At 39.3% G+C, this 20,568-nt stretch carries 18 protein-coding genes and 1 tRNA gene; 14 read left to right on the top strand and 5 right to left on the bottom strand.

All coding sequences use genetic code 11. From position 1 onward, the window contains the following. Positions 1–84: 84 nt before the first annotated feature. On the top strand, positions 85–384 hold the full coding sequence (locus H5159_RS08495; RefSeq protein WP_021032137.1) for a hypothetical protein: 300 nt from the start codon (positions 85–87) through the stop codon (positions 382–384). A 16-nt stretch (positions 385–400) separates the two neighbouring features. On the opposite strand, the gene H5159_RS08490 is transcribed toward H5159_RS08495, so the two are convergent. Together H5159_RS08490 and H5159_RS08485 are read right to left on the bottom strand one after the other, a co-directional pair. After that, a complete protein-coding gene (locus H5159_RS08490) occupies positions 401–793 on the bottom strand; it encodes a hypothetical protein (protein WP_154903480.1) in 393 nt (130 codons plus the stop codon). A 104-nt stretch (positions 794–897) separates the two neighbouring features. Further along, the gene (locus H5159_RS08485; RefSeq protein ID WP_259399105.1) at positions 898–1,677 is read right to left on the bottom strand and encodes a CPBP family intramembrane glutamic endopeptidase; all 780 of its coding nucleotides are present in this window, start codon (positions 1,675–1,677) and stop codon (positions 898–900) included. Between the two features lie 202 nt (positions 1,678–1,879). Here H5159_RS08485 and H5159_RS08480 point away from each other — a divergent pair, with 202 nt between their 5' ends. The 4 genes from H5159_RS08480 (at position 1,880) to H5159_RS08465 (ending at position 5,251) form a co-directional block, all read left to right on the top strand. Further along, on the top strand, positions 1,880–2,581 hold the full coding sequence (locus H5159_RS08480; protein ID WP_024597321.1) for a DUF3581 domain-containing protein: 702 nt from the start codon (positions 1,880–1,882) through the stop codon (positions 2,579–2,581). A 177-nt stretch (positions 2,582–2,758) separates the two neighbouring features. Then, the gene (locus tag H5159_RS08475) at positions 2,759–4,006 is read left to right on the top strand and encodes a DEAD/DEAH box helicase (protein WP_039484965.1); all 1,248 of its coding nucleotides are present in this window, start codon (positions 2,759–2,761) and stop codon (positions 4,004–4,006) included. A gap of 59 nt (positions 4,007–4,065) precedes the next feature. Next, positions 4,066–5,046 carry a sensor domain-containing diguanylate cyclase gene (locus H5159_RS08470; protein ID WP_182780131.1) on the top strand — a complete coding sequence of 327 codons (981 nt, stop codon included), beginning with the start codon at positions 4,066–4,068 and terminating at the stop codon, positions 5,044–5,046. Positions 5,047–5,062: 16 nt separating this feature from the next. Continuing rightward, positions 5,063–5,251 carry a hypothetical protein gene (locus H5159_RS08465; RefSeq protein ID WP_039484956.1) on the top strand — a complete coding sequence of 63 codons (189 nt, stop codon included), beginning with the start codon at positions 5,063–5,065 and terminating at the stop codon, positions 5,249–5,251. Between the two features lie 126 nt (positions 5,252–5,377). Here the strand turns inward: H5159_RS08465 and H5159_RS08460 are convergent, their stop codons facing one another. After that, entirely contained in the window at positions 5,378–6,334 is a 957-nt protein-coding gene (locus H5159_RS08460; RefSeq protein ID WP_021032136.1) for a methylenetetrahydrofolate reductase, read from the bottom strand. A gap of 250 nt (positions 6,335–6,584) precedes the next feature. On the opposite strand from H5159_RS08460, the gene H5159_RS08455 reads away from it, so the two are divergent. From H5159_RS08455 to H5159_RS08445, 3 genes are all read left to right on the top strand, one after another. Continuing rightward, on the top strand, positions 6,585–9,467 hold the full coding sequence (locus tag H5159_RS08455) for a pitrilysin family protein (protein WP_182780130.1): 2,883 nt from the start codon (positions 6,585–6,587) through the stop codon (positions 9,465–9,467). A gap of 197 nt (positions 9,468–9,664) precedes the next feature. Further along, complete coding sequence (cysE, locus tag H5159_RS08450; RefSeq protein WP_002958786.1) at positions 9,665–10,483, top strand: serine O-acetyltransferase; 819 nt, start codon at positions 9,665–9,667, stop codon at positions 10,481–10,483. 35 nt (positions 10,484–10,518) lie between these two features. Then, positions 10,519–11,199 carry a hypothetical protein gene (locus tag H5159_RS08445; protein WP_182695720.1) on the top strand — a complete coding sequence of 227 codons (681 nt, stop codon included), beginning with the start codon at positions 10,519–10,521 and terminating at the stop codon, positions 11,197–11,199. On the opposite strand, the gene xseA is transcribed toward H5159_RS08445, so the two are convergent. Then, a complete protein-coding gene (xseA, locus tag H5159_RS08440) occupies positions 11,196–12,527 on the bottom strand; it encodes an exodeoxyribonuclease VII large subunit (protein ID WP_182780129.1) in 1,332 nt (443 codons plus the stop codon). The two genes, H5159_RS08445 and xseA, sit on opposite strands and share 4 nt — an antisense overlap. Positions 12,528–12,926: 399 nt before the next feature. On the opposite strand from xseA, the gene guaB reads away from it, so the two are divergent. From guaB to rimI, 5 genes are all read left to right on the top strand, one after another. After that, the gene (gene guaB, locus H5159_RS08435; RefSeq protein WP_002958783.1) at positions 12,927–14,396 is read left to right on the top strand and encodes an IMP dehydrogenase; all 1,470 of its coding nucleotides are present in this window, start codon (positions 12,927–12,929) and stop codon (positions 14,394–14,396) included. A 102-nt stretch (positions 14,397–14,498) separates the two neighbouring features. Then, positions 14,499–16,076 carry a glutamine-hydrolyzing GMP synthase gene (gene guaA / locus H5159_RS08430; RefSeq protein WP_002958782.1) on the top strand — a complete coding sequence of 526 codons (1,578 nt, stop codon included), beginning with the start codon at positions 14,499–14,501 and terminating at the stop codon, positions 16,074–16,076. A 155-nt stretch (positions 16,077–16,231) separates the two neighbouring features. Beyond that, positions 16,232–16,308 (top strand) — tRNA-Trp (locus tag H5159_RS08425). Between the two features lie 64 nt (positions 16,309–16,372). Continuing rightward, positions 16,373–16,678, top strand: coding sequence for a hypothetical protein (locus H5159_RS08420; protein ID WP_182780128.1), 306 nt, complete (start codon positions 16,373–16,375; stop codon positions 16,676–16,678). Continuing rightward, a complete protein-coding gene (gene rimI / locus H5159_RS08415) occupies positions 16,665–17,132 on the top strand; it encodes a ribosomal protein S18-alanine N-acetyltransferase (RefSeq protein WP_002958780.1) in 468 nt (155 codons plus the stop codon). The genes H5159_RS08420 and rimI overlap by 14 nt, the downstream gene beginning before the upstream one ends. A 73-nt stretch (positions 17,133–17,205) precedes the next feature. On the opposite strand, the gene H5159_RS08410 is transcribed toward rimI, so the two are convergent. Beyond that, complete coding sequence (locus H5159_RS08410; RefSeq protein ID WP_024596082.1) at positions 17,206–19,872, bottom strand: ATP-binding protein; 2,667 nt, start codon at positions 19,870–19,872, stop codon at positions 17,206–17,208. A 245-nt stretch (positions 19,873–20,117) separates the two neighbouring features. Between H5159_RS08410 and H5159_RS08405 the strand changes: the two genes are divergently transcribed. Beyond that, positions 20,118–20,321, top strand: coding sequence for a hypothetical protein (locus H5159_RS08405; protein ID WP_033020690.1), 204 nt, complete (start codon positions 20,118–20,120; stop codon positions 20,319–20,321). Positions 20,322–20,568 lie beyond the last annotated feature (247 nt).

Here is a 20,568-nt window from a genome sequence, read left to right as displayed (position 1 = left end):
ACATCGTATTTTGATATTGTTTAACTAAAGTATTAGTACTTAGCCCAATGATACAATAGGACATATAAACTCATAGGAGGCAGTATGATTGCAACCGTTAAAAACAAAGCCATTTTTAGCAGTAACACATTTTCGATAAACCTTGTTACTTACCCAACCAATCATAGCGTAATGAACCATATTGACCCTGTGCAGCAAGGGCGCTATTACAAGCTCAATTTTGTATTAGAGAAACCTAAAGCGGGTGGGGTCTTTAAATGCTCAAAATGCATTATAAATTTATTTAATCGCGTGTATTTGTTCAGACCCGATAAGTACGAACACAGCGTATCTAAAATCGAGTCTGGAAAGCGTGTACTACTGAGCTTTGCGCTTAATATATAATTTGCACTTTTACTTATTAATAGTCGTAGGCCTGTCCGGTGCATAAAACAGATAGGTCGCAGTACGATACAGAGGTTTCACTACAGGAATTAATAGTAAAAGCATTCCCGCCCCTGCGCATAGCATCAGCTTTAAGTAAATCAATCGCGTTTGATTTAGAGCGATTGTAGCTTACATTATTGTTGCCCATACCGTCGCCATCACAGCTTTCACCTTCTATTCGGCCTAAAAGTGTTGCGCCACTTTCGTGTGCTTCTTGGTCGCTATAAAATTGCTGTAAATCTCTTTTATTAACGTAGGTGCCAATTTCTTGAGATAAAACACCGTTGTCTATGTCTGTATGATAGGTCATTCCTGAACAACCGGTTATTGTGGCCAGCACTGTTATTGCCGCTATAAAACGTAGCATATTTATTAGTCCTTTAATTTATTATTTAAAGTAGTAAATTACTAACAAAATCAAACGCTGGCAATGTTTGCTAACGGGTAAATTGTTAGCATTTGTAAATGTATTTAGATTTTACTGAGCATAGGGTAAGTAAACAAAAAGAAGTGAAAAACGTTCACTAACCAGTGGCATATAATAGCCCATTCTAAACGCTGCGTTTTATAAAAAATATAGCCGTATCCTAAGCCTGCAATAAATGAAACCAATACATAGTTAATTCCTCCAGCAAAATGTGCTAAAGCAAAAATACATGCAGTAATTACAGGGGCAAGTATTGCTAAACGGGTCGGTGTAATTATTTTGCTAAGCTTAGTTTGAAGTAAACCTCGAAATAAAGCTTCTTCGGCAACACAGGTAAATAAAAGATTAATAGCAATAAAGGCTAACCAAAAGTCGGGCACTTTTGGGTTAAAACTTACAAGTTCAAGTATTAAAGCCACAGTGAGCGAAGCTAAAACCGTAGCAATAATTATAAAAATGGGCTGTTTAACGTTTAATCGACTTACTTTATTAGAGTCTGCTTTTAAAGCTTTTTTATTCGAATAAAAGTAAGCACAAAGAAATAACCCCGCCATAGCTTTATCAAAATTAGCATAAAAGGTAAAAGCAATCGCATCGCTTGTAATACGCTCATCTATAACAATAGGGAGGTTATTAAAACCAGGCACCCAATGAAGTGCTAATGCCAGTGAGAAAGTTATAAAAACAGTACTTAATATAGCGCGTATTATTGCTCGCTTTGCATTTAGCGCGCAGTAGTATAAAACAACGTAAAGCCCAATGCTGAGCAGAGCATATAAATTTACATAACCTTGAAAATACGCACTTAGAACACTTAAAGCCATTAAGTAGTGCCAAAGGGGTTGCCGCATTATTGATATTTTGCAGTACGGAAAAACACATATAATTGATAGCGCTAACAAATAAAAGGTCATTGTTTTTTATTGCTCTGTTTTATTTAGCCATTAATCTAACAGATTCGACCTCTCAATATTTTTTTTCTGGTAATATAGATAGGTTATAAGCAGTTTAAGCAGTGAACAAACTATGTTAAGTCCTTTTTTTCAGCAGCATGCTGATTATGTTTCTATCTCTCGTGAGCAGGGTTGTCGCTTCGCTAAATGCGTTGCTGACGATTACAATCCACTTCATGACAAAGATGCCAAAAAGTTTTGCGCGCCAGGAGACTTACTTTTTTCATTGGTACTAGACCGCTACGGTATTAGTGAACAAATGGAATTTACTTTTGCCGGTATGGTTGATGAAAACACCAAACTTCATTTCCCTGAGGGAGCCGATGAGTTTGATGTAACCAATGGCGAAAAAGTCATTTTAAAGGTAAAGCGCAGCGGTAAAACCAGCCAATGCCCAGCACTAACTAATAGTCTAATAAAAAATTATGTTGAGTTTTCTGGTACTACCTTCCCGCATGTAATTATCCCATTAATGGGCAAGCAAGAGGTAATGATAAACCCTGCTCGTCCGATGATAATTTACGAATCAATGCTTATTAATCTTGATAACCTTGATATAACAGCGCCAATACTTGAATTTGCAGAGCCAAGCTTTGAGTACACTGGTAAGCGCGGAAAAATTACACTACGTTTTAACCTGTTAGAAAACGGCGTTAAAGTGGGCAGTGGTGAAAAGCACATGGTGGTTTCGGGTATTCGCGAATACTGCCAAGCAACAGTTGATGATTTAATTGCGTTTTACAACGAACGTAAAGCAACACTAAAGCCAGCTTAAAGCTACATAAAATTATAAAAGGCGCTAAATACAACTGTTATTTAGCGCCTTTTTTATTGTTTTTAGCGCTAAAGTGAAAGTGAGCAACCACGATTAAATACTTTTCTGGACTGGTTAATTTACGCAGTACAGTAATATGCGTACAATAGCGCTCTTTGTTATTTTAAAGCTAAGCCTATGTCTGCCACTACGTTCTCATCACTTAATCTCGACCCGTTATTATTAACAGCGATTGAGCAAAATAATTACACTCAACCTACCGCAATTCAGATTAAAACTATTCCGCCTATTTTAGCCGGAAGTGATGTAATGGGCAGCGCGCAAACAGGTACGGGTAAAACCGCCGCCTTTGTTTTACCTCTGTTACATAAGCTTTTAAATACCCCTAAAAAAGATGAGCAAGGCCTTGCCCGCGTTGTAATTTTAACGCCAACACGAGAGCTTGCTCAGCAAGTATTTGCCAGCTTTGAAAAGTACGCACAAGGCACTAACATCAATGGTGCTTTAGCCTATGGTGGTGCAAGTATTGGCCCTCAAATAAAAGCACTTAAAACAGCACAAGTTATAGTGGCCACACCAGGGCGTTTGCTTGATCATATAGTTAAAGGCAGTGTGGTACTTTCAAGCGTAGACTCTTTAGTGTTTGACGAAGCCGACCGCATGCTTGATATGGGCTTTATTGATGAAATTAGACGTATATTGCGACATATCCCGGGCGATCGCCAAACTTTACTCTTTTCAGCTACGTTTGATGACAGCGTGTTTGAACTCAGTAAAAAACTACTTAAAAACCCTGAGCTAATTGAAGTTGATAAACGTAACTCAGCTGCGGTTGAAGTAGAGCAAGTTATTTACGCTGTAGATGAAGACCGTAAGCGCGAACTTGTATCGCATATGATTGGCATGAAAAACTGGCGCCAAGTGCTTATTTTTACGCGCACAAAACAAATGGCCGATCAGCTCGCTAAAGAAATGTGTAAAGATGGGTTAAAAACCGAATCAATCCATGGCGATAAATCGCAAGGCGCACGTGACCGTGCACTGCAAAACTTTAAAGAAGGTATTACACGCGTACTTGTTGCAACCGATGTCGCTGCGCGTGGTTTAGATATTTCTACACTTAGATACGTAATTAATTTTGAACTGCCGTACATTGCCGAGGATTATGTGCACCGTATTGGCCGTACAGGTCGCGCTGGTGAACAAGGGCTTGCTATGTCATTGGTAAGTCTTGATGAGCAATGGCTGCTAGAAGAAATTGAAGTATTACTCGATACGCGTTTAACGCCGCAGTGGTTAGAAGGTTACGAGCCTGACTTAAATAAAAAGCCCAAAGATAATCGTAAAAATACGAATAAATCTCGAAAAGATCGCGATAAAAAACGCATTACAGGTAAAAGAGAGCCAAGTAGACGTCGTAAATAATAGCTTTTAGTTTACTTTTTTGCCTATACTGGAGCTATTAAATAGCCGAGGTAAAGTTAATGTTTGAAACTGATAAATGGGCATTCTCTGGTGTTGATGGCCAAATATCTTTGCATAAATGGCAAAAAACAATGGACCTTATCACGGGGCTTTTTTCAGCCCCGTCTGGTTATATAGTTCAGGCAACAAGCAAAGGCTATCGCGTTGTTATTAGAAATAACGAAGGTGGCTCAAGCTTTGAAACCAACCCGATACTTCCCCCTCAAACTCCTCTTTTTTGTCGGCACGTCGCTGAAACTAATAATATTTTATATGTTAATGATGCAAGCAATAACGATGCATGGAACACCCTCCCAGAAGTAGTTGAGGACGGTGTTGAATCCTACTTAGGCTTACCTATTCATTGGCCAGAAGGTGAAGTATTTGGCACGCTATGCTTAAAAGACACTAAAATAACTAGCTACACCGATGAATACTTTGAGCTCATAGAGCAACTACGCGATTTAATTGAAGACGACCTAGCGCTTGTTTACAGCTATGAACAAATGCGCGAAATAGCCATGTTAGACTCATTAACAGATATTTATAATCGCCGAGCACTTAACTTACTAGCTCAGCAAAAGCTTAATTTAGCACTGCGTTTGGGCTTCGACGTATGTTGCTTGTTTATTGATATAAACGACTTTAAAAAATTAAACGACACCTTTGGACATGAAGTGGGTGACAAAGCCTTAATTATATTGGCAGATACGCTAAAAAACCATTTAAGGGATGCCGACATAGTAGGGCGTTTAGGTGGTGATGAGTTTGTTGCAGTAATGCAATTAAGTGATAAAAGCAAAATTAACTACATTATGGATAAAATTTCGACTGAGTATACAAATGTTTTACTAAAAGAAGGTGTTTGCGATTTATCGCTCAGTATTGGTTATAGTTTTACTAATAAACAAAAGCAGCCCTTTGAAGCGCTATTAAATGATGCAGACCACGCAATGTATAAAAATAAACAAGCGTATAGGCTCGCTAAAAAAGCACAATAATAAAAGGAAGTTCGTCATGACTCATGCCACAAAAACTTGGCTGGTTTTTTCTGCGATAGGTTTTATTTTTTCATTAGCAATAATAAGCTTATTTGAAGCGCTTCCTAGCATTAGATTTATATCTGATGAGGGAATTATTTTTGGTGTTATGTGCTCCTCTATGGGGTTTGCCTTAAAAAGGCTTGAGAGTAATAACCAAAAATAGCTTCAATGAATAGCTTAAGCTGCAAATTTTTACTTGTACTTATTAATTTGTTTTTCAAAGTACGGACATAAAAAAGCAAGCCATGAGGCTTGCCAAGAAGGGTGTTAATTAGCTCTCACCTAGCCTTTAAGCTATTAGCTTTTCAGCAAGGTTTAATTCCATAATAGCTTTTAATAAACGGTATAAGTTAATTGATGCGTCAATTTCTTCTTTACGGTTTGTTAAGCTTTCAATATTTAAGCCCAGTGGCACGTCTAGGTGCGCACAGCTTTTAAGTATTAAGTCGAGGTTTTCGCGGCAAATACGGACCGATTCGCTTAATGTATTGTCTGCATCAAGCATGCGCCATTTAGTTGCCTCTGGCACTGAGATACCCAACCATTGCATAAACTCTAAGGTTTTTTCGCCGCCGCACGGGGTAAACGTTAATATAATACGTTGAGGTGTAATCCCTTGTGCTTTACATGTACGTGCGTAGCTAGTAATTAACTCTATAGTAGCTTGTGCGTCGTAAACAGCTTGCGATATAAAAAACTGACAACCTTGTGCTGTTTTTTCTATTAATCGTTCGTGCTCATTTCGTTTACTTGAATGGCGCTCGGCAATCGTAACGCCACCTAAAAAGAAATCATCTGACTGCTCAGCCATTGCTTTATACGCATCTGGCAGGCTTAGCTTTATATCGCCTATCGATGATGGGCTACCTACTAAAACAACATTTTGTAAATCGTAGTCGTTTTTAGTTTCACTTAGCCAATCTTTAAATTCGCCTACGCCACGCTGCGCCACACTTTTATAAGTAATCACATCTTGTGCAGATAAATTACGAAGTAAATGGCTGTATTCACGCGGATCAACGGTTTGTTTAAACGCAAATGGACGGTCTTGATTAGTTCGGCTGCTTTCGTCTTGAATGTCGTAAATTATCACGCCGTCGTATTCAATTTCGTGTAAGCGACCTAATAGCTTTTCTGCAATGGTTTTTAATTGCGCTTTATCGGTGCCAATTTTAGGCGGGGTAGTACCAATAAGATAAACACCTTGATTGGTGTCCACTATCTTCTCTTTTAGTGATAAAGCCATAATCCTCATTCCAGCTAAGTTTGTTTTGATGGATTTAATATAGCAGCCATTTAGACGTCTAGATAGATTTATTTAATGAAAGTTTTTCAATTAACATGATGTTTATTCATAGTGCTTGTTCCCATAATTTATAATTGACACAGTTGTTTACATAATAAATCCCCTTGGGACTCTTATATTTATTGGCTTTGGGGCATAATTAAAGAGTTAAATCTGACAACAAATTTGCTCAATTTAAAAAGGGACAACAATGAAATTTAAATTATTAGCAACCAGCTTAGCGGTATCGCTGGCTTTAACAGGTTGCACCATGCAACAAAATCAAAGCACGCAAACAACAGCACAACAAGAACAAGTAAATAAAGCTGATGACCGTGTTTTTTCGCAAGATTACTTAATTGAAGAGCTAGAAAACGGCTTACGTGTCATGGTTGTTAAAACCGATTACCCTGATGTAGTGTCGCTGCAAATTCCGGTATCGGTTGGATCGCGTAACGAAGTTGAAGAGGGCAAAACAGGCTTTGCTCACTTTTTTGAACACATGATGTTTAAAGGCTCACAAAAATACCCTGAAGATGTGTACTCAGACATATTAAAAAATTCAGGTGTTGATAACCGCGCATATACAACAAACGATTACACAAATTACCATTTAAACTTTTCAAAGCAGCACCTTGATAAAGTACTTGAGCTTGAAGCTGATATTTTTCAAAACTTAACCTACACCGAAGAGCAATTTAGAACAGAAGCGCAAACAGTAAAAGGTGAGTACTTAAAAAACAACGCGAGCCCAATTCGTAAATTATTAAGCGCTGTACGCGAAAAAGCGTTTGATAAGCACACGTATAAACACACCACTATGGGCTTTTTTAAAGACATAGAAGCCATGCCTGATCAAATGGCCTATGGTAAAGAATTTTTTGCTAAGTTTTATAAGCCTGAGTATGTGTCACTTGTCATCGTGGGCGATGTAGACCCACAAGCAACAATGGCAATGGTTAAAAAGCATTGGGGCAGCTGGAAAAAGGGTAACTATGTTGCTGACATTAAAGCAGAACCTGTTCAACAAGCACCAAAATATTTACACCAGCAAGATGAAGCGCTACCAGGTCATTGGTTACTCGTATCGTACAAAGGCACTGCATGGGAGCCTGCTAAAAAAGACAGAGCGGCGCTTGATTTAATCTCACAGCTTTATTTTTCTAGTAATTCAGATTTATATCAAGAGCTAGTGGTCGACAAACAAATTGCCAGCCAAATGTTTACCTATAACCCAGAGACTAAAGATCCGGGTTTATTACACGTATTTGTTAAAGTAGAAAACGCAGGCGATTTAGCCACTGCGCGCGATGCCATTAATCGAACTTATGCAAAAGCACGCACTGAGCTTGTTGATGAGCAAAAGCTAAGTGATTTAAAATCGAATCTTAAATACAGCTTTATTAATGGCTTAGATTCGTCGCAAGCGATTGCATCAACCCTTGCCAGCTACATGCATTTTGAGCGCGATCCTGAGGTTATAAACCAGCTGTATAAATCGGCAGATAACATCACCAGCGCAGATATTAAAGCCGTTGCTAATAAATACTTTACTGATAACGCACGTACCACATTAACAATGTCGGCACTTGATAAAGCCCCAGGTTTTGAGCAAGAAGTTAATTTAAATGCGCTTACTGCAAAGCTTGAACAAGCACCTGCGGCACCTGCATTTAAAGTACTTGATAAAACCAATAGCTCGCCGTTAATCGATGTTAACTTTTTATTCAATACCGGCGCGGCTGCCGACCCTCAAGGCAAAAAAGGTGTTGCAGCGCTCACTGCGGCAATGCTTGCACAAGGTGGCTCAGAGGCGACAAGCTATAAAGATATTCAAAAAGCACTTTATCCGCTTGCAGGTAGCTTTGGTTATCAAATAGATAAAGAAATGCTGTCGTTCCAAGGGCGTATTCATAAAGACAATGCAGCGCAGTGGTATTCACTTGTGAGCGATCAATTATTAAACCCAGGCTTTAGAGACGATGACTTTAAACGCCTTAAAAAAGAAATGATCGATGGTATTAAATCAGGCTTAAAAGCATCTAACGATGAAGAGCTAGGCAAAGAAGTGCTATACAGTGCACTTTACAACAATCACCCTTACGAAAGTTACAACTACGGTGATATTTCGGATTTAGAAGCGTTGACGCTAGATGATGTTAAAGCGTTTTATAACAGCGAGCTTACGCAATCTAAACTCACGGTTGGCTTAATTGGGGCTGTGCCTGCAAACCTTAAAGCTAAAATGATGAGCGATTTTGCAACGCTACCAAAAGGTGAGCAAAGCCGTTTAAGTATTCCTGATGCGCCAGTGCTTAAAGGTCATCATGCAACTATTGTAGAAAAATCGGCACAATCGACGGCGGTATCGTTTGGTTTCCCTATTGATACAATTAGAAGCAGTGAAGACTGGACAGCCCTTTGGCTTGTGCGTTCGTACTTTGGTGAGCACCGTAGTTCTAACAGCTTTTTATATGAGCGCATTCGTGAAACTCGCGGCATGAACTATGGCGATTACGCATACATTGAATACTTTCCACGTGGTATGTTTCAAACCAAGCCAGATGCAAACCTAGGGCGCTCAGAGCAAATATTTCAAGTGTGGTTACGCCCACTTCGCTCTAATAACGATGCGCACTTTGCAACACGTACCGCCTTGTTTGAGCTAGATAAGCTAATTAAAAATGGTATGAGCGAAGGCGATTTTGAAGCAACGCGTAACTTTTTAATTAACTTTGTGCCGCAAATGGTTGCAAGTCAAAATCGCCAATTAGGTTATGCACTTGATAGCGAATTTTATAACACAGATAGCTTTGTAAGTTACGTAACTAACAAACTTAAAACGCTAACGCTTGCTGATGTAAATCGCGTTATTAAAGAGAACTTACAAACAGACAATGTTCACTATGTGTTTATTACTGGCGACGGCGCTGATATGCAAAAACGTTTAGCATCGCAGCAAACATCACCAATGATTTATAACACTAATAAACCTGCTGAATTAGTGGCTGAAGATAAAGTGATTGCTGATTATAAATTAGCAATTCCTGCAAAAAATATTGAAGTGATGAAAGTCAATAAAGTATTTCAATAATTTAAGTGTTTTTTAAGCGTTAAAATAATGCCTCGGTGCTATAAGCATCGAGGCATTTTTATTATTTAATAATGAAACTTAATAAACAGTTATACCTAATAACCAGAACAAATAACTAAGGGATTAACACCTTAGTGGTTAAATCCGTTAGACTTGGGAAAAGGCTATTTTATATCAACTTAAGGCAGTGCAGTATTATGCGTCATGCAATTTGGCAACAGCTTCGCGACGAAGCTAACGATGTAGTAAAACGTGAACCATTATTAGCAAGTCATGTTTATTCATGTGTTTTAAATCATGATTGTTTAGGTTCGGCATTGAGCTTTATTGTTGCTAATAAGTTGGCTGATGCGGTGGTATCTGCATTCACTATCCGAGAGCTGTTTGACCAAGCATTTGTAAAATGTGACCGTATGCTATCTTTTGTTGCTGAGGATATTAAAGCGGTAAAAGACCGCGACCCTGCATCAGAAACCTATCTTACGGTTATATTAAATCTAAAAGGTTTTCATGCTATTCAGGCGCACCGTTTGGCTAATTGTTTGTGGCAACAAAATCGCAAAGAGCTAGCGCGCTTTATTCAAAGCCGTAATTCTGAAGTGTTTGGGGTCGATATTCACCCAGCATGTAAAGTGGGTAAAGGCATTATGTTTGACCACGCAACCGGTATTGTTATTGGTGAAACAGCGGTAATTGAAGATAACGTATCAATTTTGCAATCTGTAACGCTTGGCGGTACAGGTAATGAGCAGGGCGATCGTCATCCTAAAATTAGAGCAGGCGTATTAATTGGCGCGGGTGCTAAAGTACTGGGTAATATTGAAGTAGGTGAGGGCGCACGAATTGGTGCGGGCTCAGTTGTACTTAGCAATGTTCCACCACACACAACCGCTGTTGGCGTACCCGCTAAAATTATTGGTCGACCGGATTGTGAGTGTCCGGCGCAAAGTATGAACCAAAACTTTTTAGCAAATCCTGAGCCTGAAAACGAATCGCACACGAGTGCAATGTTATAAGTAACTAAAAATAATAAAACTTAAAAGGAATTAACATGAACAAGAATAGTTTATTGGCTCTAGGGATTGGGTTTATTGCGGGTGTAGGTTTAACTTGGAGCTACTTTAATGCAGCTTCAAGTTATCCGGAATCTGTTAAGTCGCAGCCAAGTTATGAAAAACAGAAAAAGCTTCATACTGAACAACAAAGTAATGAGGTATTGAGTAATGCAGACTCTGCAGTACCTGAGCAAGTCGCTAGTATAGAGCCCGCTGAAGACACGCCTACAACCAATTCAGAAACCCAAATGCTTGATGAACTACCTTTAGAAGAGCAAGTAACTCAGCTTAAGCAGCAACTCGCCGAACAGAAAGCGGCGCTCAAAAGTGTTTTAAAGAAAATGAGGGGCCCTTCAGATTTTGAGCAGATTTTACGTGATAAATTTGAAAATCAAACGCGCGACGAAGAATGGGCTTATCGTACTGAAATGGCATTACAAGATTTTTTATTAACAGCTGATTTATCAATTATTCCTGACGTTGTTAGTGCAAAATGTAAAAAAACAGTATGTGAATTTGAACTTGCCGCCCCCATTGATAACGACACATTTGGGAATGCTCAATGGCGAGAGCTAAACGATAAGTTGATGGAACAAGAGTTTTGGCAACAATTTAAAAGCACTACCTCCACATCGAGCGATAGCGAACTTAAAATGTTGCTAAGTACAGAGCTTTAAATAATTTGTGATTCTATAGAGCCATCGACTAACTCTGTAACTAAAACATCGCCTGTTTTAATTTGCCCCACAGATTTAACTACTTTTCCTTGCTGTGTTTTAGTGATGCTATAACCGCGCGCTAAAACATTAAGCGGACTTACCGAGTCTAACCTGCTTGCTTGCAGTGCTAAGCTATTATTCGCTTGTTGTAACTGATGCTGTATAGCTTGGTTTAGCCTAGCTTGTAATTGCGAGAGTTGATGGCTTGCTGAAGCGAGTTTTTTATCAGGTGATTGGCGCATCAAACGAGGCGTTAAGTTATTGAGTGTGCGTTCTTGCTGATATAAACGATTACGCATAGCTTGTTGCAGCGCAATGCTTAGCTCATCCAAACGTTGTGATTTTTGACTAAGCTGATTACGCGGATGACACAAATTAAGGCGGTGTTGTAACTGCGTTGCTAGAGCGCGTTTATCGGCAATGTCGTGCTTAAACGCGTTAGATAAACGATTAACCAATTGCGTTACTTTGTTGTGTAACTCTTGCGTATTTGGGCTTACAAGCTCAGCTGCGGCTGATGGAGTTGCTGCACGAACATCAGCAACGTAATCGCTAATGGTTGTATCTATTTCATGGCCTACTGCACTTACTATAGGTAATTCACTTTCAAAAATAGCCCGTGCGAGCTGTTCGTGATTAAAGCACCATAAATCTTCAAGTGATCCGCCGCCTCGTCCTAAAATAAGTACGTCTACTTCATCACGAGCATTAGCTAATTCAATTTGATTAATTAAATGTAGGTGTGCTTCTTTGCCTTGTACCATAGCAGGGTAAATGATTACCTCTAGCTGCGGCGCACGGCGTTTAAGTACCGTTAAAATATCTTTTATAGCAGCGCCGGTTGCAGAGGTAATAACACCAATACGATTAATGTTTTGCGGAAGTGGTTTTTTATACGCAGAGCTAAATAATCCTTCGGCGGCCAAACGCATTTTAAGTGCATCGAATTCTTGTTTTAGCTGACCTTCGCCGGCCGGTTCCATATGCTCAACAATAAGCTGGTAGTCACCGCGAGGTTCATAAAGTGATACACGCGCTTTTACTGTAACTTGCGCGCCATTTGCAGGGCGATAGCTTTGGTTGCGATTATTCCCACGCCACATAGCGGCTTTAATTTGTGCTTTATCGTCTTTTAACGAAAAGTACCAATGTCCAGATGCAGGGGTAATAAAGTTAGAAATTTCGCCCGTGAGCACTAAAGATGCAAAACCTTGCTCAAGAATTGTGCGAATTTCTCTATTAAGGCGTGAAACGGTGTAAACCGCCTGCGAAGGCTTCGAAAACATAAAAAACAACCTAAAACTATTTATAGCAAGGGTCTATTGACCTTTGTAGATTAAAATTTGTTCAAACTAGGGGCGGTTTAATCGCGGCGCGAGGTTTGTAACCTAGTGGGCTAAGTAAAAACCGAGTAACAAAGAGTTAATCGCCCCTAGGCTGAACCCTTTGGGCAGCGCTTGTTTGGTATTGATGCTACGTTATCGCCTATTTATGGGGAATAACCACACTGCATAGGCTCTGCCTTGCCTAAATACCTAACAAACTGCTGCAAATTTAACCTTGAAAGGCTAATAGACCCTATATTATCATAAATATTTGCGAAATATTATTTACTCATGCCAACAACGCTGTTAAAATTTGGCCGCAATTCCTTATCTTAGATCCACATGTGAGAAGTTGCCAAAATGCTTAGAATCGCTAAAGAAGCTCTTACCTTTGATGACGTACTTTTAGTACCTGGTCATTCTACTGTTTTGCCACACACGGCAAATATTTCAACTCGCTTAACGCGTGGTATCAAACTTAACTTGCCGCTTATTTCAGCATCTATGGATACTGTTACAGAAGCTCGTTTAGCTATTGCCCTTGCGCAAGAAGGTGGTCTTGGTTTTATTCATAAAAACATGACTATTGAAGAACAAGCGAAAAACGTACGTAAAGTTAAAACCTACGAAGCAGGTATTGTTTCATACCCTGTAACGGTTACTGCCGATTTAACAATTGCAGATGCAATTGAGCTTTCGCACGAAAAAGGTTTTTCAGGCTTTCCGGTTACCGACAGCAACAATGTGCTTGTAGGCATTGTTACCAGTCGTGATATGCGTTTTGAAACTAAGCTTGAACAGCCTGTTTCTACCGTTATGACTAAAAAAGAAAAGCTTGTTACCGTTAAAGAGGGCGCAGCACGCGAAGAAATTTTAGGCTTAATGCACGAACACCGCATTGAAAAAATCCTTGTTGTTGATGATGAATTTAAACTCAAAGGCATGATCACAGTAAAAGATTACCAAAAAGCCCAAGACAAACCTGACGCATGTAAAGATGACCAAGGTCGTTTACGTGTAGGTGCTGCTGTAAGTGTTGGCGCAGGTACTGATGAGCGTATTGCTGCATTAGTAGAAGCGGGTATTGATGTTTTACTTATCGATACATCGCATGGTCACTCTCAAGGCGTTATTGACCGTGTTACTAAAACTCGCAAAGAGTACCCAGACTTACAAATTATTGCAGGTAACATTGCAACAGCTGAAGGTGCGATTGCACTAGCTGATGCCGGTGCCGATGCAGTTAAAGTAGGTATCGGCCCTGGTTCTATCTGTACTACACGTATTGTTACCGGTTGTGGCGTTCCACAAATTACCGCAATTTCAGATGCTGTTGAAGGTTTAAAAGGTCGCGACATTCCTGTTATTGCTGATGGTGGCATTCGTTTTTCTGGTGATATTGTTAAAGCACTTGTTGCTGGTGCATCGTGTGTAATGGTGGGTTCTCTTCTTGCTGGTACAGAAGAAGCACCAGGTGAAGTTGAGTTATACCAAGGCCGTTATTACAAATCTTACCGTGGTATGGGCTCATTGGGCGCGATGGATCAAAAAGAAGGTTCATCAGATCGTTACTTCCAAAAATCAAACGAAGCAGACAAGTTAGTACCTGAAGGTATTGAAGGTCGCGTAGCTTACAAAGGTCCTATTGCAACGATTATTCATCAGCAAGTGGGCGGCCTACGAAGCGCTATGGGCTTAACGGGTTGTGCAACAATTGAAGAGCTAAATACAAAACCACAATTTGTACGTGTTACTTCAGCAGGTATGGGTGAGTCGCACGTTCATGATGTGCAAATCACTAAAGAAGCACCAAATTACCGCTTAGGTTAAGCAGCGTAATTAATTTAATATACTGGGCTTGCTTTGCAGGCCCTCTTTTTAGTCGTTTACATTAACAAACGGCATTTAGCATCAGACTTTACGAGATACTCCATGAGCAAAGATATTCACGATTCACGAATTCTCATTTTAGACTTTGGTTCACAATACACTCAATTAATCGCCCGTCGTGTGCGTGAAATTGGTGTTTACTGTGAACTTTGGGCATGGGATGTGACTGAAGAGCAAATCCGCGAGTTCAACCCACAAGGTATTATTCTTTCTGGTGGTCCAGAATCAACAACACTTGAAAACAGCCCGCGCGCTCCTGAGTATGTATTTAATGCAGGCGTGCCTGTGCTAGGTATTTGCTACGGTATGCAAACAATGGCAGCTCAACTTGGTGGAAGTGTACACAGCTCTGATAAAAAAGAGTTTGGCTACGCACAAGTTGAAAAAGTAGGCAGCTGTGCATTATTTGATGCAATTGAAGACCATATTACTGATGGCGGCAACGGCATACTTGACGTATGGATGAGTCATGGCGATAAAGTAATGGACATTCCAGCTGATTTTACAACAACAGCTAAAACATCTACTTGTCCACATGCTGCAATGTCTAACGAAGAAAAGCGTTTTTACGGCGTACAATTTCACCCAGAAGTAACGCATACTCATCAAGGGTTACGTTTGCTTGAGCGTTTCGCTATTGATATTTGTGGCTGTGAAAAATTATGGACTCCTGCAAAAATCATTGATGATGCTATTGAGCGTATTAAAGAAACTGTAGGTGATGACGAAGTTATTTTAGGTCTATCTGGTGGTGTTGATTCATCAGTTGTGGCTATGCTTATTCACCGTGCAATTGGCGCAAAGCTAACATGTGTATTTGTTGACAATGGTTTACTTCGTTTAAACGAAGGTCAGCAAGTGATGGACATGTTTGGTAATAAATTTGGCTTAAACATTGTTAAAGTTGAAGCTGAAGAGCAGTTTTTAAATGATTTAGCTGGTAAATCAGACCCAGAAGATAAACGTAAAGCCATTGGTCACACGTTTATTAATGTATTTGATGAGCAAGCCAAAAAGCTTAAAAATGCGAAATGGTTAGCACAAGGTACAATTTATCCTGACGTCATTGAATCTGCGGCATCTGCCACAGGTAAAGCGCATGTTATTAAATCTCACCACAATGTGGGCGGATTACCAGATGACATGAAAATGGGCCTTGTTGAGCCATTGCGTGAATTATTCAAAGATGAAGTACGTAAAATTGGCCTAGAACTTGGTTTACCGTACGACATGCTTTACCGTCATCCTTTCCCTGGACCAGGCTTAGGTGTACGTGTACTTGGCGAAATCAAAAAAGAGTACTGTGATTTACTACGCCGCGCAGATGCGATTTTCATCGAAGAGCTACACAAAGCTGAGCTCTACCATAAAGTAAGCCAAGCGTTTACTGTATTCTTACCAGTTAAATCGGTAGGGGTTATGGGCGATGCACGTAAGTACGATTGGGTTGTATCACTTCGTTGTGTAGAAACAATCGACTTTATGACAGCACGCTGGTCACATTTACCATATGAGTTTTTAGGTGTGGTTTCAAACCGTATCATTAACGAAATTGATGGTATTTCTCGTGTTGTTTACGATATTTCAGGTAAACCACCTGCAACTATCGAATGGGAATAATTAATTTTAGTTTTAATTAACTAATTTTAAGTGATTAAAAAACGGCGAATTAGCATGCTAATTCGCCGTTTTGTTTATTTAAAAAGCAGTTGAACTAAAAGAGTGATTTTTCTCTTTACCTTTGGCGAAACTTCTCTATAATTCGTCGTCATTGCAGGGGCGTAGTTCCAATTGGTAGAACAGCGGTCTCCAAAACCGATGGTTGGGAGTTCGAATCTCTCCGCCCCTGCCATTTCTTCTTTACATCGTTTTTATTACTTCTTATATTGTTCAAATGTCTAATCTACTGAGTTGTTATGCATCCACGTTACGCAGCTATTTTTGATATAGAAAATCTTGAACTCAATCAGCATTATTGTTCTCAAGCAAATGACCAAGCAGATACTTTATCGCAAAGCACGATAGCTCGTTCTTTAACGCTAAATGAGCAACTATTTGCAGACATTAAGCTCAGTGGAGGGGCTATTATTATAAATAGCGTTGTACAGGGTAGTGAGATGCAATTAAACGACAATCAGCTTACATTGCCAACCCCACAGCTCAACGCCTCTGAGAAGCGTGCTTTATGGGCTTTAATGAGTGAACACCTTGATAAACTTTAAATCAGTAGATGAAACTGCAATACCTCAATTAATGGCCATCGAAACAGCATGTCATAGCCATCCGTGGACTTTAAATACAATGAGTTCATGTATAGGCGGGCGCTATTTTAATGTTGCCGCATTTGATGAGGTGAGCATGATTGGTTTTTATATTGGTGAAAAAGCAGGGCCTGATTTTACGCTTATGGATATTTGTGTAACACCAAGCCACCAGGGTAAGGGTATTGCAAGGCAGTTGTTAGCCCAGTTTATTGAATATGGTGAACAGCAAAATGCTGAAAACCTCTTTTTAGAAGTACGTGAATCTAATACGCGGGCTATTGCACTATACGAGAACGCTGGCTTTACAGAGATGTCAGTGCGTAAAAACTACTATCCAAGTGATAATCCGGCCAAAAATGGCTTTGAAGACGCTATTTTAATGGGCATGGCATTAGGTTTAAACTTTTCATAATTAAAGTCGGTGGTTAGCGTTTTAAGCATAGAGCACTAACGCACCGAACTTGTACTATTTTGTAAGTTTTCTTTTAGGTTACTTTGCCACTAATTGCTTGCTCAATGGCTGCTATTAATTTATTTACTAGCTCGTCTCTTGGCACTTTATTGTTACTTTTTAAATTTTCTTCAAGTGCCGCAGCGCTGTGGTAAATCTCATCAAAATTAAAGCATCCAGAACTACCTTTAATACTGTGCGCTATACTTCTTAATGCTTCCCAGTCATTACAATGTTGCAGAGTTTTAACTTCTTCTAAATAAGTAGGTAAGTTGGCTAAATAGTTATCAGTAATTTGCTGAAACTTTTCGCTTTTTAATAAGCTGTCCCACTTATTTTGATTATCCTTTTCAAGATGTAGGTAGCTTACGAGTACATTTTCCAAAGCATCTTTATCAATGGGTTTAGCGAGTGCTTTGTTGCAGCCAGCTTCTAGGTAAGTGCCTATATCGTGGTTCATTACATTAGCAGTAAGGGCAATAATGGGGCCATCGTATGCTGCATGACGAAGCATTTTAGTCGCTTCTAATCCGCCCATTACAGGCATTTGCATATCCATTATAATAAGCTGATAGTCATTAACGAGTGCCATTTCTACAGCTTGTGCGCCATTACTAGCAATATCGGGTTCAAGGCCCCAAGTTTGCAGTAATAATTTAATTAATAGTTGGTTATCAGGGTTATCCTCAGCGACTAAAATATTAGCCTCAAAGTTATTGGTCGCAAACGATAAGAGAGGGTCTTTCTCTGGTATTAACTGGCTTTCTTGCGTTAAAAACTCAAGCATTGGTTGATCATCAGATAACTGACACGACACCCTAATTGTAAAGCGGCTACCAACGCCAACTTCACTTTCAAGCGTTACATCGCCACCAAGTAACAGTGCTAAATTTTTAGAAATACACAACCCAAGGCCTGTACCACCAAAACGACGTGTGGTTGTGGCATCGGCTTGCTCAAACGGTTTAAACACACGCTCTATTTGATGCTCAGACATCCCAATGCCGGTATCTTTAATTACAAATTCTAGCTTTTGACTTGCTTGTAAATAATGCACGCAAATAGACACACTGCCATTTTCGGTAAATTTAACAGCGTTATTTGCAATATTTATAAGTATTTGTTTTAAGCGGGTCACATCACTATAAATGGTGCGAGGTAGCGGCAGTTGGTAATCAATATTAAGGGTTAATTGTTTTTCTTGTGCCAGTGGTTGAATAATCGATTCAATGTCATGCACAAGCTGCACTACGTTTAACGCAGACAAATCGACAGCTAGCTTTTCAGCTTCAATTTTAGATAAGTCGAGTATGTTATTTATTAATTCTAGTAAGTGTTTTGAATTACGTAAAATAGTGCTTAGATGTTGTTTGTCGTTGGCTACTTTGTCGTTGTGGAGTAATTGCTCTGTAAAGCCCATAATAGCCGTAAGTGGCGTTCGTATTTCGTGACTCATATTAGCTAAAAAACGACTTTTAAGCTGATTAGCTTGCTCGGCTTGGCCAATTGCAAGCTCTAGTTGGCTGTTCATGGCTTCAAGTGCTTTAGTACGACTTTCTACTTTATCTTCAAGGTGGTGTTTATATTCTTCAAGCTGCTGCTGGTAGTGTCTAATTTGATTAACCATGTGGTTAAAGTCGTTAAACAAAACACCCACTTCGTCATTTGTATGAGCTGGTAAGTGCACCGACAAATCGCCATCACCAACACGGTGGCTTGCAGCACCTAGTAATTCAATTGGATTAAGTAGTAAATTACGTACCACTATAAAAATTAATATTGGCAGGGTGATTATCGAAATAATAACAATTAAGCCTGTTATTAGGCTTATGGCTTTACCAGATTGATAAAGCACACCTTTGGGAATGGTTGAAACGTAATAATATCCACCGGGCATTTGTACGGCAAAAATCATTCGCTCTATTTTATCTATGCTTGAGAGTTCAATGGTAGAAAGCATGCCTATATCGGCAAGATCATGTACTTGGTTAAGTTCATATTCGCTTATGTATTGGCCGCGCATGTTGTAGTCGGAGCTAAATAAAATTTTCCCGTCTTTGGTCAACATTAAATTAAGTGTGTTGTTATATGGCGCTTCTAAAATACTGGAGTTGAGTATTGAAGGCTCTATATGTATTACAATAAAACCAAGCTGCTGTGGACGTTTCAAGTAGTAATCAACGCTGTCAATTCGTTGAATGAAATATAAGCTCGTGGTGCCATCGTCCTTTTGAATCATAAATTGCTGTGTACTTAAATTACTTTGCAATACTCGATTAAAAAATGGATAGCTTTTAGGCGCTGTTGTTAGGTTATTAGAGTAGTAGGCATCACTTTTCCCACTTGCTGAAACTAAATTAATGCTAATTATATCTGGATAAGCTTCGCTGTAACTGGCAAATACATCCATAAGCGCGCCAAGTTTTCGGGTGTAATTACCGTTGGCGCTAATATCGTTTGCTAAAAAGTCACTAAGTACTGGCGAATTTGAGAGTAGTTTTGCAGTAGAGTGAAAAGAGTCGATATAGTTGAATATTTTTTGCTGTTGTTGCTCAACAAAACGGCTCATTATTAAATCAGCTTGTTTTTGTGTTGAATTAGTGACATTGGTGAGCGTAAAGCCACCTAAAAATAGCAGTGGCAGAATAACAAGAGGTGTTATATACCATAATAATCTTATACTTAACTTACTGGTTTTCATGACCAAACGACTTATCCTCCATGCAATCTGCCAATAATATGCGTTACGACCTGATTACACAAGCTTATAGCGGTCTTGGTGGCTAAATTACAATCATTAGTTGCATGATCTTTAGCTCTTTTTTTTATGTTTAAGTTATTTAAATTTAACAAGTTACATGGATATAATATTAATTCGCTGTTTAAAAAACTTACATAGTTTTACATCTTTTAAAGTTACTAATTAAAGTTGATGCATTGCCAAGCGTGACATTAAAAGGACACGTTGACAGTCTAAGTCCAGCAAGTGGTGTAAGTTACTCCACTATTGGTGCGCATAATGCGACAGGCAACTTTACTAAAATAGCGCAGCGCCTACCGGTAAAGATTAGTTTAGATGCTAAGCAGCCTTTACTTAGTCAACTACGTGTTGGAATGTCGGTTGTACCTACTATTGATGTTGTTAAGTAACTACTCATTTTTATTTAAACGATCTACGAGCAAATTGTAGGTCGTTTAAATATCGCTTGCTGTACACATTTATTTTAAAGCTAAGATATTTTTAAGTAGATAGCACACTTTTATACCGACTCCTGTTACAATTGCCATTATTAAAAAATCAACTATTGACGCTTTATTATCAGCTGTTTGCAACGTGAAAATCAGCGAGAATAGTAGTTAATTACGATCAACATAACGGGTTTACTCGCAGACGCTT

Origin of the sequence: Pseudoalteromonas sp. SG43-1 (assembly GCF_014164415.1) — a bacterium.
GTDB classification, from domain to species: domain Bacteria; phylum Pseudomonadota; class Gammaproteobacteria; order Enterobacterales; family Alteromonadaceae; genus Pseudoalteromonas; species Pseudoalteromonas distincta.
The sequence above is the reverse complement of the archived record's forward strand: the minus strand, read 5'-3'. Positions and strand labels throughout refer to the sequence as shown.